The sequence below is a fragment of the Teredinibacter franksiae genome, from assembly GCF_014218805.1.
Taxonomy (GTDB): Bacteria; Pseudomonadota; Gammaproteobacteria; order Pseudomonadales; family Cellvibrionaceae; genus Teredinibacter; species Teredinibacter franksiae.
On sequence record NZ_JACJUV010000003.1, the window covers coordinates 62,662 to 78,217 of the forward strand.

The 15,556-nt window shown below is 48.2% G+C and carries 9 protein-coding genes; 3 read left to right on the forward strand and 6 right to left on the reverse strand.

The window, feature by feature from the left end; genetic code table 11:
- The first annotated feature begins 71 nt into the window (after positions 1-71).
- From H5336_RS18605 to H5336_RS18615, 3 genes are all read left to right on the forward strand, one after another.
- Complete coding sequence (locus H5336_RS18605) at positions 72-2,951, forward strand: glycoside hydrolase family 9 protein (protein ID WP_185235974.1); 2,880 nt, start codon at positions 72-74, stop codon at positions 2,949-2,951.
- A gap of 684 nt (positions 2,952-3,635) precedes the next feature.
- Positions 3,636-5,786, forward strand: a complete 2,151-nt coding sequence (locus H5336_RS18610) for a glycoside hydrolase family 6 protein (protein WP_185235975.1) — start codon at positions 3,636-3,638, stop codon at positions 5,784-5,786.
- A gap of 207 nt (positions 5,787-5,993) precedes the next feature.
- Positions 5,994-7,190: a TolB family protein gene (locus H5336_RS18615; protein ID WP_185235976.1), complete on the forward strand. Its 1,197-nt coding sequence runs from the start codon at positions 5,994-5,996 to the stop codon at positions 7,188-7,190.
- Between the two features lie 222 nt (positions 7,191-7,412).
- Here the strand turns inward: H5336_RS18615 and H5336_RS18620 are convergent, their stop codons facing one another.
- From H5336_RS18620 to H5336_RS18645, 6 genes are all read right to left on the reverse strand, one after another.
- A complete protein-coding gene (locus tag H5336_RS18620; RefSeq protein ID WP_185235977.1) occupies positions 7,413-9,464 on the reverse strand; it encodes a TonB-dependent receptor plug domain-containing protein in 2,052 nt (683 codons plus the stop codon).
- A gap of 32 nt (positions 9,465-9,496) precedes the next feature.
- Complete coding sequence (locus H5336_RS18625; RefSeq protein ID WP_185235978.1) at positions 9,497-12,727, reverse strand: efflux RND transporter permease subunit; 3,231 nt, start codon at positions 12,725-12,727, stop codon at positions 9,497-9,499.
- 16 nt (positions 12,728-12,743) lie between these two features.
- A complete protein-coding gene (locus H5336_RS18630) occupies positions 12,744-13,859 on the reverse strand; it encodes an efflux RND transporter periplasmic adaptor subunit (protein ID WP_185235979.1) in 1,116 nt (371 codons plus the stop codon).
- Between the two features lie 24 nt (positions 13,860-13,883).
- Positions 13,884-14,126, reverse strand: a complete 243-nt coding sequence (locus H5336_RS18635) for a YgaP family membrane protein (RefSeq protein ID WP_221628237.1) — start codon at positions 14,124-14,126, stop codon at positions 13,884-13,886.
- A gap of 14 nt (positions 14,127-14,140) precedes the next feature.
- The gene (locus H5336_RS18640; protein WP_185235980.1) at positions 14,141-14,473 is read right to left on the reverse strand and encodes an ArsR/SmtB family transcription factor; all 333 of its coding nucleotides are present in this window, start codon (positions 14,471-14,473) and stop codon (positions 14,141-14,143) included.
- Positions 14,474-14,580: 107 nt separating this feature from the next.
- On the reverse strand, positions 14,581-15,393 hold the full coding sequence (locus H5336_RS18645) for a lipoprotein intramolecular transacylase Lit (RefSeq protein WP_185235981.1): 813 nt from the start codon (positions 15,391-15,393) through the stop codon (positions 14,581-14,583).
- Positions 15,394-15,556 lie beyond the last annotated feature (163 nt).

Here is a 15,556-nt window from a genome sequence, read left to right on the forward strand (position 1 = left end):
AGACCACAGAAGCCGTGCTTTGTCTATGTAACCTCTCAAAAATTAAATCCAATAATAAATGGAAAGCTATCATGCTAAAAAAAATTGTACTAACGGCTAGTGTTGCCGCCATGGCAATAGTTGGCGTACAAGCCCATGGCCAGAACATTGCCTACGGCGAAGCGCTGCAAAAATCACTCTACTTTTATGAGGCGCAACAAGCAGGGCCTCTGCCGGAATGGAACCGGGTAGCTTGGCGCAGCGACTCTATGCCTGATGATGGAGCAGATGCAGGGCTGAATTTACGTGGTGGCTGGTTTGATGCTGGCGATCACGTTAAATTTGGTTTCCCCATGGCCGCCACCGTTACCATGGTCGCTTGGGGCGGCGTTGACTTTGCGCAGGCTTATGAAGACGCAGGGCAAATGGATCACTTGCGCAACAATCTTCGCTTTGTGAACGACTACTTTATTAATGCTCACCCCTCCGCAAACGAGCTCTACGGCCAAGTAGGCCTAGGCGGTCCAGATCACACCTTTTGGGGGCCGGCAGAAGTCGTTCATCACAAAATACCGGATTCCCGCGCGTCGTTAAAAATTGACCTGAACTGCCCCGGGCCAGACCTTGCGGCCGAAACTGCCGCAGCGATGGCATCCTCATCAATGGTTTTTCAGGGCGCCGATTCAGCCTACGCGGCAACACTCATTTCTCACGCAAAGGAACTCTACTCGTTCGCAGAAGCTACAACGGGAAGCGACGGCAAAGACAACGCTTACTCCAATTGTATTACCGATGCTGGCAGCTTTTACAATTCCAGCAGTGGCCTGTATTGGGATGAAATGGCTTGGGGCGCACTTTGGCTGTGGCGTGCAACCGGTGACGAAAGCTACCTCGACAAGGCCAAGGGCTTCTACGCCCAAATGGGCGTTGAAAACCAGTCCAGCACACCTGTTTATACCTGGTCGCAAGGCTGGAACGATAAAGCCTACGGGGTGTATGTGCTGATGGCGGCTCTGGCAGGCGATGATGTGTACCACGCAGATGCTCAACGCTACTTAAACCACTGGAGTGTTGGTTCCGGCAACAGAACCCCAGCAGGATTAATGGTAGTCGATACTTGGGGCGTAAACCGTTACGCCGCGAATGCCGCATTCCTTGCTTTGTACTATGCCGACCAATTGGGTCAAAACCACAGTTTGTACGGTCGTTATCACGACTTTGGCAAATACCAAATCGACCACATTTTGGGTGATAACCCCAGCAACCAAAGCTATATGGTGGGTTTCGGCACAAACTCCCCTGTTAACGTTCACCACCGCGGATCGCACGGCTCATGGGGTGACAGCATGTCTGTACCGGAGCAACAGCGACATATCCTCTACGGTGCAGTGGTTGGCGGTCCTAATGCCGATAGCGGTTATATAGAAGACCGAACCGATTATGTGCAAAACGAAGTAGCTACCGACTACAACTCCGGTTTCACCAGCGCGGTAGCCGCCCTTTACGGGCTTTACGGCGGAGAACCTTTGTCAAACTTCCCTCCAGCGGAGCCTGAAACTGTTGAATATCTTGTTGGCGCAAAGGTTAATTCCTCCAGCAGTAAGTATGTGGAAATTAAGGCCGTAATCCAAAATCACAGCACCACGCCCGCACAGGGGCGCGACGACTTATACATGCGCTATTTTTATGATTTAAGTGAGGTGTTTGAAGCCGGGTATGACACGGACATTCTTAGCGTTAGCTCTGGTTATAGCCAAGCTTCAGGGCTTTCAGAGCTGCGGCAATGGCAGGGCGATATCTACTATGTGGAAATTCCCTTTTATAACGATATCATCTTCCCTGGCGGCCAGTCCGAACACCGCCGAGAGATTCAATTCCGCGTGGCTATTCCCGATAACATCAGCGACATCAATTGGGATGACAGCAACGATCCATCCTACGATGCCAGCTATATCGATGGCGATGCGAATGCAACCTATGGCGCAGATGCTCCCAAAATCCCCCTTTACGGCCCAGAAGGGTTGCTGTGGGGCGAAGAACCCAGCGGCGGATCATCCAGCTCACCCTCCAGTAGCTCCAGTAGTTCCAGTTCTTCTAGTAGTTCCAGTTCTTCTAGTAGTTTAAGCTCTAGTAGTTCAAGCAGCTCTAGCTCTTCCAGTAGCAGTTCATCCTCATCAAGCTCATCATCAAGTAGCTCAAGTACTGGCATTGGTGAGTGTGTCGACGTAAATGTGTACCCTAACTGGACAGCGAAAGACTGGGCCGGCGGTGCGTACAACCACGCTGAAGGCGGCGACCAGATGGTGTATGAAAACACGCTGTATCAAGCTAACTGGTACACTAACAGTGTTCCTGGCAGTGATGGTACTTGGTCAAATTTGGGCTCTTGTGAATTCATATCTAGCTCTTCCAGTTCCAGCAGCACATCTTCCAGTAGCTCTAGCTCTTCCAGCTCCAGCAGCTCATCTTCCAGTAGCTCTAGCTCTTCCAGCTCCAGCAGCTCATCTTCCAGTAGCTCTAGCTCTTCCAGTTCCAGCAGCTCATCTTCCAGTAGCTCTAGCTCTTCCAGCTCCAGCAGCTCATCTTCTAGTAGCTCTAGCTCTTCCAGTTCAAGCAGCTCATCTTCCAGTAGCTCTAGCTCTTCCAGTTCAAGCAGCTCATCTAGCTCTGAAAACAGCGGAGCAAGCTGTGTGTACTCCGTATCCAACAGCTGGGGGGCGGGTTTTACCGGCGCAATTACCATAACCAATGATAGCGCCAGTGCGATTAACGGCTGGGAAGTTTCTTGGGGCTACAGCGGAAACACCCAGGTAACCAACCTATGGAATGCTGTTTTATCAGGTAGCAACCCCTACAGCGCAAGCGATATGGGTTGGAACGCCACTATTGCTCCGGGCCAGTCGATATCGTTCGGATTCCAGGGGGCCGGAGCTGCAGAGGTTCCAATGGTTACAGGTGATATTTGCCGATAGGCGTCTAGTTTAAATAGACGCCAATACAACGGGTTCCTTTAGCACCTCCAGAATCCCGTAACCATGAAGTAAAAAGTCTGACAGAATTGCTGTCAGACTTTTTACTACTGAAACACAGATGATTCTGTTTAACCGCTAAAATAGGAACTTGTTAACATTTTGCACGCCGAGCTTTAGTTCTGGCATCAAAAAGCGCCCACTCCAATGTCGCCCACTAATTCAGCTTTGCAATATGAAACGGGGTATTAAATTTCTTTTTATAATATCCAGTGCACAAAAAACCATACCTTTTTCCCAAGTTTGTATATTTGGCCCAACAATCTGTACACCCCCACAGCCATTTCAGTTACCATGGCCAAAGCCCTGCGGATAGGAGCCGAAGAATAATAAGTAAGACGGCTTTTTGTAATCGCAAATGTGTTTTTGTGTTTAAAGACACATTGTTACCTACGGGGCCCCAAACGTTTACACATAATAAAAACGCAAACGTTTTGGGAACAGTAAAAATTATAATTTCTATCGTTGGTGAACCTCGCCCATAAGGCTATTTCACCCAGCCGGTTGTGCATAAGTGTATCCATCTTTTGTCTTCCCACCGGCATAGAGCACGCCCTACTCGATTAATATTTATGGGCATCATGTTTTGCGAGCTAGTTTTATTCGACACCCCCTAGAGGACGAAAAATGAAAATAAACAAAATGTTTAAAAACTTGCGCCTAGCTAGCGCTGCGATGGCGGTATTTTTATCGCCTGCAGCCTTCGCGCAACTTACCTGTGAAGTAACGGGCCTTAACCAGTGGAACTCTGGCTATCAGGCTGACGTAACCGTAACTAACAACGGAAGCTCCGCTTCTTCTGACTGGACAATCGACGTCACTTTTGACGCCGACGCCGGCTTCAGCGCTGGCTGGAATGCTAACTACTCATCTTCCGGTAACACAGTAACGGCAAGCAACATTAGCTGGAACGGTAACCTGAATGCAGGTGGTTCCACCTCCGTAGGCTTCCAAGGTACTTCCAACGGAAACCTAAGCGTTAGCAGTTGTAGCGTTCGCGGTTCAACCTCCAGCAGCTCAAGCTCTTCTAGTAGCAGCTCTTCCAGCAGCTCAAGCTCCTCTTCAAGCAGCAGCAGTTCAAGCTCTTCTTCAAGTAGTAGCTCTTCCAGCAGCTCAAGCTCTTCTTCAAGTATTAGCTCTTCCAGCAGCTCAAGCTCTTCTTCCAGCAGCACTGGAACTGGCAGCTGTGCTGGCGTGAATGTATACCCTAACTGGACAGCGAAAGACTGGGCCGGCGGTGCATACAACCATGCCGAAGGCGGAGACCAGATGGTTTACGACAACACGCTCTATCAAGCCAACTGGTACACCAACAGTGTTCCTGGCAGCGATGGCACTTGGTCTAACCTAGGTTCGTGTGATTCGACGTCCAGCTCTAGCTCTTCTTCAAGTAGCTCTAGCAGCTCCAGCTCTTCCTCTAGCAGCTCCAGCTCTTCAAGTTCTTCTAGCATCTCTAGCTCTTCTTCAAGCAGCTCTAGTTCTTCCAGCAGCTCTAGCTCTAGCAGCTCGTCTTCCAGCACTCCTGACATCGACCGTGTAGATAACCCGTTCGTAGGTGCCAAGTGGTACGTAGACCCCGTATGGTCTGACAAGGCTTCTGGTGAGCCTGGTGGTTCTTCCATTGCCGGTGAAGCAACTTTCGTATGGATGGACCGCATTGGAGCAATTGCTGGCCCAGCCGATGGCGACGGTCTTGGCTTGCGCGGTCACCTAGATGAAGCGTTAGCTCAAAATGCCAACCTATTCGAATTCGTTGTTTACGACCTGCCTAACCGTGACTGTGCGGCCTTGGCTTCCAACGGTGAACTGCGTATTTCTGAAGGTGGCTTTGAAATCTACCAAACTCAGTACATCGACGAAATCGTGTCTATTCTAAGCGATCCTGCTTACGCTGCATTGCGTATTGCAGCGGTTATCGAAGTTGACTCACTGCCTAACCTGATCACCAACCTAGACGAGCCTGACTGTCAGGAAGCTTCCGGTGCAGGCGGTTATGTTGACGGTATTCGTTATGCGCTGCAGCAGCTCGGAACTCTAGACAATGTGTACTCCTATGTTGACATCGCTCACTCTGGCTGGTTGGGTTGGTCAGACAACTTCACTGCTGGTGCTGCCCTTATCGGCGATGCGGTTTCCAACCTTGGCAATGGGATTAACCCAATTGCGGGCTTCGTATCCAACTCGGCTAACTACACTCCAGTTGAAGAACCTTTCATCAGCGACGTAAACCTTCAGGTAGGCGGCCTTCCTCTTCGTTCGGCCGACTTCTATGAGTGGAACATGTATGCTGATGAGCTGAGCTTCGTAACTGACTGGCGTAACGCGATGGTTTCACGTGGTTTGCCTAGTAACATCGGCATGCTGATTGATACTGCCCGGAATGGATGGGGTGGTTCCGACCGTCCTACTCAGGCGTCTACCAGTAGCGATCTAAACACCTATGTTAACGAATCCCGCATCGACCGCCGTGAGCACCGTGGTAACTGGTGTAACCAGGCCGGTGGTGTTGGCTACCGCCCTCAGGCTGCTCCACACGCAGGTATTGACGCTTATGTTTGGGTTAAGCCTCAGGGCGAGTCTGACGGAGTTTCCGATCCCAATTTCGAGATCGATCCTAACGACCCCAACAAGCAGCACGACCCAATGTGTGATCCAAATGCAGATAACCGTTACGACAGCACCTACGGTACTGGCGCAATGGACAACGCACCACACGCTGGTCGCTGGTTCCCAGAAGCCTTCCAGGTATTAGTGGAAAAAGCTTATCCTGCTCTGTAATGCGTAAGTGTCGCCCTTCTGCAATCGTAGAAGGGCACTCATAACAAACCGCGGCCTGATCGGTCGCGGTTTTCTTTTATGCGGGAAAGAAAATTCTTACCATAACCTTCAAGACGTCATACTCCAAAAACCCCATTACTGATATTATTAGAGGTGCCCTTAAGGCGTATAAAAATTCCAACAAAGACGGAAAGGTAATCCATAAAAATGACACGTCTAAATTTCCCACACTGCAACTTTAAAGCACTTACTCGTTTTAGCTCTATCTCTTACTTTTTTTTATCCTTACTTGGCTTCCAGCTGCTTAGCGCGTGCTCGACCGAACAGCCTCAAATAGAAGCTGACGCTTCTTTACACTTTTTGGTTAAAACCATTGGGCCCTCCGTCAATATTCGCAGCCTAACGGCAGACGGTGAATTACTGGCGATTACGGACGACGATCGCTGGCGAGATTTGGACGCAAGCTATGCGCCCAACGGTGACCTAGTCTTTTTGTCTAACCGAAAAAAAAATCATAAAATCACGCTAAAAAAACACAAAGAAACCTACGATTTGTTTCGCATAAAAGCCGGACAAACCGATATAGAACAACTCACCCAGCAGGAAGGAACAGAGCTAGCCCCTCAATACAGCCCCAATGGCGAATGGATTTCATACATACTAAAAGAAAAACAACACAATACTTTTATGTTAATGCCCGCAAATGGCGATAAAAGAAAGCACCTGTTATCAAACAAAGTGGTCTCCAATTACAATTGGGCTCCAGACAGCGAAAGTATTTATGTTGCGCACTACTCCGATACTGCGGCCTATGTTAGCCAAATCGACCTTGCCTCAGGGCAAGTAGCTCACCTTATCGAGTCGGCATTAACTAAACCTACGCCCGACTACGCTCCGAGTGACCAAGACCCCGTAATGAAGCGTTTTGACTATCTGAAAGTTTCCCCTGATGGTGAACAACTCGCCTATATTCGCAACCCGTTCCACCAAGGCATTAGACAGTTACGGGTACTGAACCTTAAAACCGGGATTGATACATTGGTATCCAAAGATAATACTCACGCTCAAGATGGTGTAAGCTGGTCCACAGACAGCCGCGAACTACTTTTTTCTGCCCTCGTAGACTACAGGTTTTACTATGATGAAAAGGCTCAGCGCAAAGTATATGAGGGCGGCATGCATATATTCAAAGCAACACCAAAAGGCGAAGCACGGCAAATTACCCTGGGCGACCATTTATTTAGGCTACCTACGTTCTCCCCCGACAACACCCGCATCGCTTACTTCTATTCAGACTTTCTAGCGGCAAGAGAGTATTCTTTGAAAACTATGAATGCCGACGGCTCTAAGACAGAAACGCTTGCAGAGAAAATATCGCCCGCTTCGGGACTATCGTGGAATTAACAACGAAATAATGGCAACTACCGAAATCGACCTGTAGTTCACCTCTAACAATTGGCTTTTGCCTCTGCACGCCATAGCACAAGAGGGCTGCACAGCAGGCCAACGCCGCAATAAGGCTTTCCAGACCTCGCCCTCCGGGGTTGTTGCCCTGCATAGAAGTGCCCTGCATATCAAAACAAAAAAGGCCGCTCACTAAGCGGCCTTTTTATATTTCTGCGCACACTATTGCGTATCATAGCCAAACGTTAGCACCAACCTACGCCCAGGCCCATAGGCACCATATTCAAAATTCGTCAGCTCATTAGCAGGGTATCGAAATTCGTTATCCGCCAGATTAAATCCATGAAGCTTCACATACCAGGGGCTTTTAGCTTTTTGATACCGTACATTGCCATTAATCAAGGTGTAGCTATCGGCCTTGCGACCAATATAGTCAATACTGTTTCCATCGGGGTTACTCACATCGACAGAGTAAGGCGTAAACATATCACTAACGTAAACTACCGAGATACTGAAACTCAATTCTTTTAAGCCATAACCCAGCTTGAACTTAAACTGACTTTCTGGCGAATAGGCTACAGACTCTCCATTAAGGGTTTTATCTTCACTGTTTTGATAAACGCCACTCACCTCTGCCATCAACCTACTCATAGGCCTAGCTGTTGCCACGAACTCTACGCCCTGGGTTATCCAGTGTGAGTTATTGTCAATATCCTCCACCACACCTTCGTCAGTCAAACGTACGATACGACGACGTAACTTTTGAATGTCATTTTCAAACAAACTTACAGACACGGTATTTTTTTTACCAGAGTGTAAATAATTGAGTTCTGTGGTACGAATAAATTCCGGGTCTACCAACTGAACAGAGCTATTGTCTTGCGTTGCTGTACTGTTTACTAACTTAATCAAATCCTGCTCGGTGAGCGACCAACTTGCCGCAAGTTTATAGGTGTTGTCGACGCGAGAATCGAGCGATACATAGCTATGTTCTTTTTCGTCATCTGCATTTAGGGTAGTAAAAGCAACATCATACGAACCCACATTTGATACCCGCAAGCCTCCCGACAATTGCACTTTTTCATTCAGATCGTAGCGTAAATTTGCAAAGGCCGCAGTACTGGCAACTTCGTCGGTTTTGGCCAGGCTGAAAAACCCAATTTCTGGAATATCGGCATTGTTGTATATATCCCCCAACAATTGATAGTTAACGCCAGCCACCCAATGCAATGAACCATTGCCACTCAGCAGCGCTTCAACCTCTGTGCGATCGCTACCCTGGCGCTGGTATCCTCGAATATCAGGAACAAAGAAATCAGGATCTACATAGTAGGTTTCCTCGCTGAGAATCACATTGTATTGTGCAACGGTATTAGCACTTAGGTTAACGTTATACTCTAGGTTGGCGCTCCACGAAATCAGGTCTAACCTGTTACCTTCATCAAAACCAGGGTTCAATGCATAGAAGCCATAGTGCATGTCCGAATAGCGAAAACCGTAGTGAAGGTTTTCAAACTCTCCACTTAAATCTGCACTAAACATATCGTGCACCAGCGTGCCGTCAAGCTGAGTATAGATATCGCCACCCGCCAGCATATTTTGGAAAGATTCAGGGCTGACCAGGTTCTCAATATCCCCGCCTATCCCGTCACTGGAATAACCGCCAATATTTAATACCGAGTGGCCTTCCTCTGCATCAATTGCCACACGCGCAAACCCGGAACGATAATTGTTTTCGCCCACAGAAGCCGATACACGACTTGCCTGCACGGAATGATCATTTGTAATAACATTAATACTGCCAAAAAATGCATTATTACCATAAATGACCGAGCCCGGCCCTCGTACAATTTCAACTCTATCGATGGATTCGATTGGAATATTGGTTCTTGACCTGTCCGGAATCGAAAGGGTTTTTGTGCGAGTCGGATGTTGTTGAACGCCATTTACCAGAAAAGCGATGGAGCCACCGACGGTACCCCGAACACCAATCAAGAAATCTTCATAAGAATCAATATGATAAAAGCCCGGCACATTCATCAGCAGCTCTTCAAAAGTGCTGTATCCCATTAACTCAATATCATCACGCGTTAATATTGTTACAGATGCGGGAATGTCGCGCACAACATCTGTTGATTTTGACGCTGATGAAATTTCGAGTTGGAGCAGCTCATCGAGTGAGAGATCAAATAAAGTGTTGTCGGCGCGGCTCAATGGAACTTGCGCCAACATCGTAGACGCCAAGACTACGGCCGCAAATTTTGCACTGCTCATAACAGAGCGCCTCTGAATAATACAGAATAAAGTCAACCCACACGAGTGGATTTCTGCTGATATTCATAAGCGTAGTACACCACCGGAATAACGAGTAAAGTTAAAACAGTGGAAACCAGTAACCCAAAAATGAGCGAGACTGCCAAGCCGCCAAAAATGGGGTCGTCGAGAATAAAAAAGCCTCCCATCATGGCCGCCACAGCGGTTAATGCAATCGGTATAGAACGCACAGCGGCTGCTTCAATTGTCGCCTCCTGCAGGCTCTTTCCTTCAGCTATCTGCTGCTGAATAAAATCCACTAATAAAATGGAGTTCCTCACAATAATACCCGCCAAGGCAATCATGCCGATCATCGATGGCGCGGTAAATTGCTGCCCCAAGAGGGCGTGCCCTGGCATTATGCCAATAATTGTGAGGGGGATTGGCGCCATAATAATAAGCGGCGTTGAATATGAACGAAACTGGGCTACAACCAGCAAATAGATCATAATCAAGCCAATTGAATAAGCAATACCCATATCGCGAAATGTTTCAAAGGTGACCTGCCACTCACCATCCCACTTCATACTCCAGCTATAAGGGTTCTCCGGCTGCTGAATATAAAAAGGTTCAATAATTACACCGTCAACGGTTCTATCACTTAAGTCCGCCGCAATGGATGCTAAACCGTACAAGGGGCTGTCAGTTACACCAGCAGCATCCCCCATAATGTAGACAACGGGTAATAAATCCTTGTGATATATCGTCTGGTCGCGCGTCTGTTTTTGCACACGGGTCAGCTCCGAAAGAGCAACCATGGCACCAGAGCGAGATTTCACCCGCAGGCTTTGCAGCGCACTTAAACCCCCCCTATCCGTTGCGGCTAACGCCAAACGTACTGGTATTGCCACCTTGGCATGCTCATCGTGCAAATACGAAATGTCTTCACCTTTAAGCGCAGCCGAAATATCGGCAACGATAGCCTGCTGGCTCACCCCAAGCTTCGCAGCACGGGCACGGTCTATTACCAATACCCATTTTTCCTGCTCAGCCTCGATAGTGGAATCGACGTCAACCACATCAGCGGTATTTTGGAAAACTTCGCGTACCTGCTTGGCCACGTTCAATTGCCGCTTATAATCCAGGCCATATATTTCTGCGACAAGTGGCGCCATTACCGGTGGCCCCGGTGGCATTTCCACAACTTTCACATTGGCATTAAATAATTGCGCCGTTCCCCGCAGAAGTTCACGCGCATGTAACGCAATATCGTGGCTTTTACGTTCACGCTTGTTTTTATGCACAAGGTTCACTTGAATGTCACCCATATGCGGCTCTACACGCAAATAATACTGTCTGACCAAGCCGTTAAAATTAATCGGCGCTGCTGTACCTGCGTAAATTTGGTAGTCCAGCAATTCGGGTAAGGCCTCTAGGTCATCGGACAATGCCTGTAAAACACGATAGGTTTCTTCCAGCGGCGTACCTTCCGGCATATCCACTACCACTTGAAATTCACTTTTATTATCGAATGGCAGCATTTTCATAATGACCGATTGTGTAACCACCAAGCTAAGAGAAAAGCCAATCAAGCCCAAAATACCAAACAATAGAAAAATACGGTTTTTCCTGCCCGCCACGCCGTTTAAAAACGGCGTGAGTAACTTATGAAAAAAGATATGAAGCTTGCCCTGACCAGGCTCTTGACTATGACCACCCTCATCCGCAATAGGCTGATTTTTAAATAAGCGTAAAAATAACCAGGGAGTAACCACAAAGGCAACCGCCAATGAAATTAACATTCCTGTAGAGGCATTAATGGGAATCGGGCGCATATAAGGCCCCATTAAACCCGTCACGAACGCCATAGGTAAGAGTGCCGCTATTACCGTGAAAGTCGCCAGAATTGTGGGGCCACCGACTTCGTCAACGGCAATAGGAATGGATTCTTTTAACGTTTTTCCGCCCATCGACATATGCCGGTGAATATTTTCCACCACCACAATGGCATCGTCTACCAAAATACCAATGGAAAATATCAAGGCAAAAAGTGAAACGCGGTTTAGGGTAAAACCCCAAGCCCATGAGGCAAACAATGTAATGGCCAAGGTTGCGACCACCGCAACGCCCACGACAATCGCTTCACGACGACCCAACGCAAAAAGTACTAATACAATGACGGAAATAGTGGCAAAGATAAGCTTTTTAATGAGCGTTTGCGCTTTTTCTTCCGCTGTCGCGCCGTAGTTACGGGTAATGGTAGCTTCTACGCCATCAGGAAAGTAAATGCCTTCAATCTGTTCAAATCGATTAATTACGGCGTTTGCAACATCTACGGCATTCTCGCCGGGCTTTTTAGCAACGGAAAGTGTAACCGCCGGGTAGCGACCAGGCATCTGCTCTGAAGCTGATCCGGTACCATAACTAACATAGGATGCCGGTGTTTCTGCTGACAACTGTATTGTCGCAATATCTTGTAAAAATACCGGTGCGCCATTTTGCACACCTACAACTAGCTCACTAATTTCATCGGCAGACACTAAAAAGCTACCGGCTTGAATTTCAATTTCAGTGTTATTGTTGGTCAAACGGCCAGCCTCTGCCGAGGTATTAGCCGCAGCAAGACTGTAACGAATGTCAGCCAGCGATAAACCATAGGCCGACAATCGGGTTGGGTCGAAGTTAACTTGTACAATGCGCGCAGCACCGCCAATAATCTCAATATCACGCGTGCCGGGTACCCGCTGTAACTCGGCTTCAATAGAGTGCGCAATATTTAATAAATCTGCCGAATTTATATCGGGGTTTTTACTCCACAGGGTACCGGATACAACAGGAACATCATCAATACCTTTGGGTTTAATCAGTGGCTGGCCAACACCTAAATTGTACGGCAGCATATCTTGGTTTGAGTAGAAAGCATTATAGAGGCGGACAATGGCATCGGTGCGAGGCTCGCCGACACGAAAACGTACCGTAAGTACCGCCATACCCGGAGAAGACGCCGAATATACATGCTTTACGCCTTCTATTTCCGAAACCACCTGTTCTGCCGGTGTGGTTACTAGCGACTCCACCTCTTTTGCGGTAGCGCCTGGAAATGGAATAAACACATTGGCAAATGTAACGTTTATTTGCGGCTCTTCTTCCCGCGGTGTTACAAATACGGCAAATAACCCCAACAGCAAACCTACCAACGCCAATAAAGGCGTTATTTCGGATGTAAGAAATGCTTTGGCAATGCAACCAGATATTCCAAGTGGACGTTCATTTTGCGTAGTCATTTTTCTGTTTTTCCTTTTATTTTTCGCCAGAAAAACGTTGGGTTTTATAGGCCGTCGCAGCCGCAACTGGATCAAGTGCAACTGTTTCACCCTGCTCCAAACCCGCCAGAATGGTGGTTTTTCCGGTCGTTAATGCCCGGCCTAAACGCAGGTAACGAAATTCTATCGCTGATTGGCTTTTTGAAATAACGTAAGCACCGGCCACTTCACCTCGGCGAGCGATTGCCCGCGAGGGAACTAATAGCTGTTCTCGCTCACCGTTAACAAATGCAACCTTCACCAAAGTACCAGGAAAAATAGGCTCGGCGCTTCCGCCTTCGGGTAATTGTAATAACACCCGAAAGCTGTGGGTACTCGGGTCTGCACTGGGGGGAATACGCATTTCCGTTACGCTAATGCTGGCGCCGTCGGCGAGAATAACGCGTGCTTTTTTGTGCTTGCGCAAAGGCCCAATATGCTGCTGAGGGATATCCACCAAAACTCGAAGGTGGTCTAATGACAACCCTTCTAGTAGCGGGCTGCCGGGCGCTACGGTTGCCCCCACATCAGCAAGACTTTTTACAACTATACCGCTATAAGGGGCCACGACGACGGTATGCGACAAACGCTCGCTGGCATCTTTTGTAGCCGCCTGAGCCGACTCCACCCGCGCAGCGGCGGCTTTTTGCGCCGCCTTAGCTTGATCAAAAACAGCTTGAGCAACCATACCGCGCTTATGTACATCGGCCACTCGTATTAATTGTTGGTCTGCTTCGGCAAAGCGAGCTTTTGCTTCCTCGAGCTGGGCTTTAGCCGCCGCAAGACCAGCCTGCTGTTCGGTATCCGTAAAGCGGGCAACCACGGCTCCCTGAGCAACAAAATCACCCACATCGAACGGCATTTCGACAATACGCCCACTCGTCTGCGCCGATACCACGGCCTGATTCACGGCCTCAATGACACCGTCGAAGTCGGTTTCCGAGGCGATCCGCGCAAGCTTTACCTCTGTTGTTGCCAACCCAGTGCCATCGAAAACCTTGTGCAATGCGCCCTCGTCACTTTCGCCGCAACCCGTTTGAAAAACTGCAACTAAAACCAATGATGCAGCCAGTTTTAAAGTGTGACGAACCGATGCCGAAGCTAAGCCAAACATGTTTGTCTCCATTCCTGTTAGGGGTTATTCACTCACACCACATTTAAACGCCGTTCCTGGCTTGAAGCCCACTTTATGCAGAATAATGACCAGTGGACAAAAGCCGGTAAATGAAGCTTGTAACAGGTTTACACCCACAAAGGCGGTAAACCACAGCCAGTAGGGGTGGTGAAAATGTGCAAGTACAAGACTGAGTAAAACAAATATACCGGCCAACCGATATACCAATGTATCAATATTAGTTCCGCTGTTAATTTCTGTCGTCATAGCATTAGCCTCTTTCATTTTTCACAATAATAATGTTGTAATACTTGAATAAGCTCCATCGCGGGGCCTTCGGATACTGAGTAGTAAATTGTTTGGGAATCACGACGCGTAGTGACTAAGTTGTCGCCCCGCAGACGCGCAAGATGCTGTGAAAGCGCTGATTGTGACAGTGCGATACGGTCGTTCAACTCCGATACACACATTTCCCGCTGCTCACTCGCAAGTACACACAACACCATCAAACGATGCGGGTTAGCTAGGCTCTTCAACAATGCCGCTGCCGACCCGGCATTAACCAACACCTCATTCAACTCACCTACCGCCTGCTGTGAACCGCTCTTTTGCATAGTACTAGCCCTCAACCCACACCCTCAAAGCAAATTCTAAATTAGTATTTTCTAATATACAAGGCATTTTAGCATTTCCTAATGAAAACTATCTCAACACACAACTCCTAAGAAAACTTACGCGCCAAAAAGGCCAGAACACATTGTAAAAATACAAAAATAAAAGTCGCCAGCGCCATTAACACAAGGGCTATCCAGCCAAACAAATTCGGCGCGAGCATTAAAGTAGACATCAGGGAATCCTGATAAAAGAAAAACCATTCATGGTCTTCTGGAAAAATCCATATGTGGAATTGGTTGAAAACCTCTTTCGGGCCTACAACCATCACTATCAGTAGCACAGGTAACAGCGCTATCGCTAGGGATTGGGTTTGGCGAGCAATGCCCGGCATGCGCCGAGCCGCGAGCACTAGATAACCACCTAGCCCCAGCCACATGAGAAAGGCTACGACGGCAGCCATAAAGAGTACGTCGATCAGGTTGGCGACGTCCTGTAGATGAATAATTTCTGCACTATGCAGTAACTTTTGCGCGCCATGACTGGATGGCGATTGGTAACGGATATCTCCTAGCCCCTCCCCCCCACGGTGCACGCTGAAATTAATCTCGGAAAATACGCGTAGGCGCTCTTGCCGGGAGGTATCACCAAACCCTACCTTATGGCGGTTCTGGGGGCCAAACTCGTCAATTCCTGCACCTATTCCCGCGTGGTCGTGCCAAACCCCGTAAATAAAATTCTGTTTGGCGAGAACAACCCAACTGATACTCAGTGCAACCACCAGGGTTAACAATCCATAACCTAGCGCCAACGCCAAGTCAGCCCAATAGCCTTTGGTTTTCCACCTCAACGCGGACGCCGCGTTCTGGGTACTGCTTTGTCGCTTATTATTTTTGCGTTTACCGGTTGCTTGTCGAGCCATTGATTCCTCACTTCACGCTAGCCACGAAGTCTACCGTATTTTTTACGTCAGTTTGTTATCTTCAATCGGACAATAAGCGCGCACCACTTAAAATCATATTTCCGTATTCGCGCACCAATTACTTCCACGCACAGACATGCCACTAATAATATTCACCTCTAAT

What these genes read in the sequence shown, in the direction of transcription:
- H5336_RS18605 (WP_185235974.1), top strand. Translation starts at nt 72, where the DNA reads ATGCTAAAAAAAATTGTACTAACGGCTAGTGTTGCCGCCATGGCAATA.
- H5336_RS18610 (WP_185235975.1), top strand. Translation starts at nt 3,636, where the DNA reads ATGAAAATAAACAAAATGTTTAAAAACTTGCGCCTAGCTAGCGCTGCG.
- H5336_RS18615 (WP_185235976.1), top strand. Translation starts at nt 5,994, where the DNA reads ATGACACGTCTAAATTTCCCACACTGCAACTTTAAAGCACTTACTCGT.
- H5336_RS18620 (WP_185235977.1), bottom strand. Translation starts at nt 9,464, where the DNA reads ATGAGCAGTGCAAAATTTGCGGCCGTAGTCTTGGCGTCTACGATGTTG.
- H5336_RS18625 (WP_185235978.1), bottom strand. Translation starts at nt 12,727, where the DNA reads ATGACTACGCAAAATGAACGTCCACTTGGAATATCTGGTTGCATTGCC.
- H5336_RS18630 (WP_185235979.1), bottom strand. Translation starts at nt 13,859, where the DNA reads ATGTTTGGCTTAGCTTCGGCATCGGTTCGTCACACTTTAAAACTGGCT.
- H5336_RS18635 (WP_221628237.1), bottom strand. Translation starts at nt 14,126, where the DNA reads ATGACGACAGAAATTAACAGCGGAACTAATATTGATACATTGGTATAT.
- H5336_RS18640 (WP_185235980.1), bottom strand. Translation starts at nt 14,473, where the DNA reads ATGCAAAAGAGCGGTTCACAGCAGGCGGTAGGTGAGTTGAATGAGGTG.
- H5336_RS18645 (WP_185235981.1), bottom strand. Translation starts at nt 15,393, where the DNA reads ATGGCTCGACAAGCAACCGGTAAACGCAAAAATAATAAGCGACAAAGC.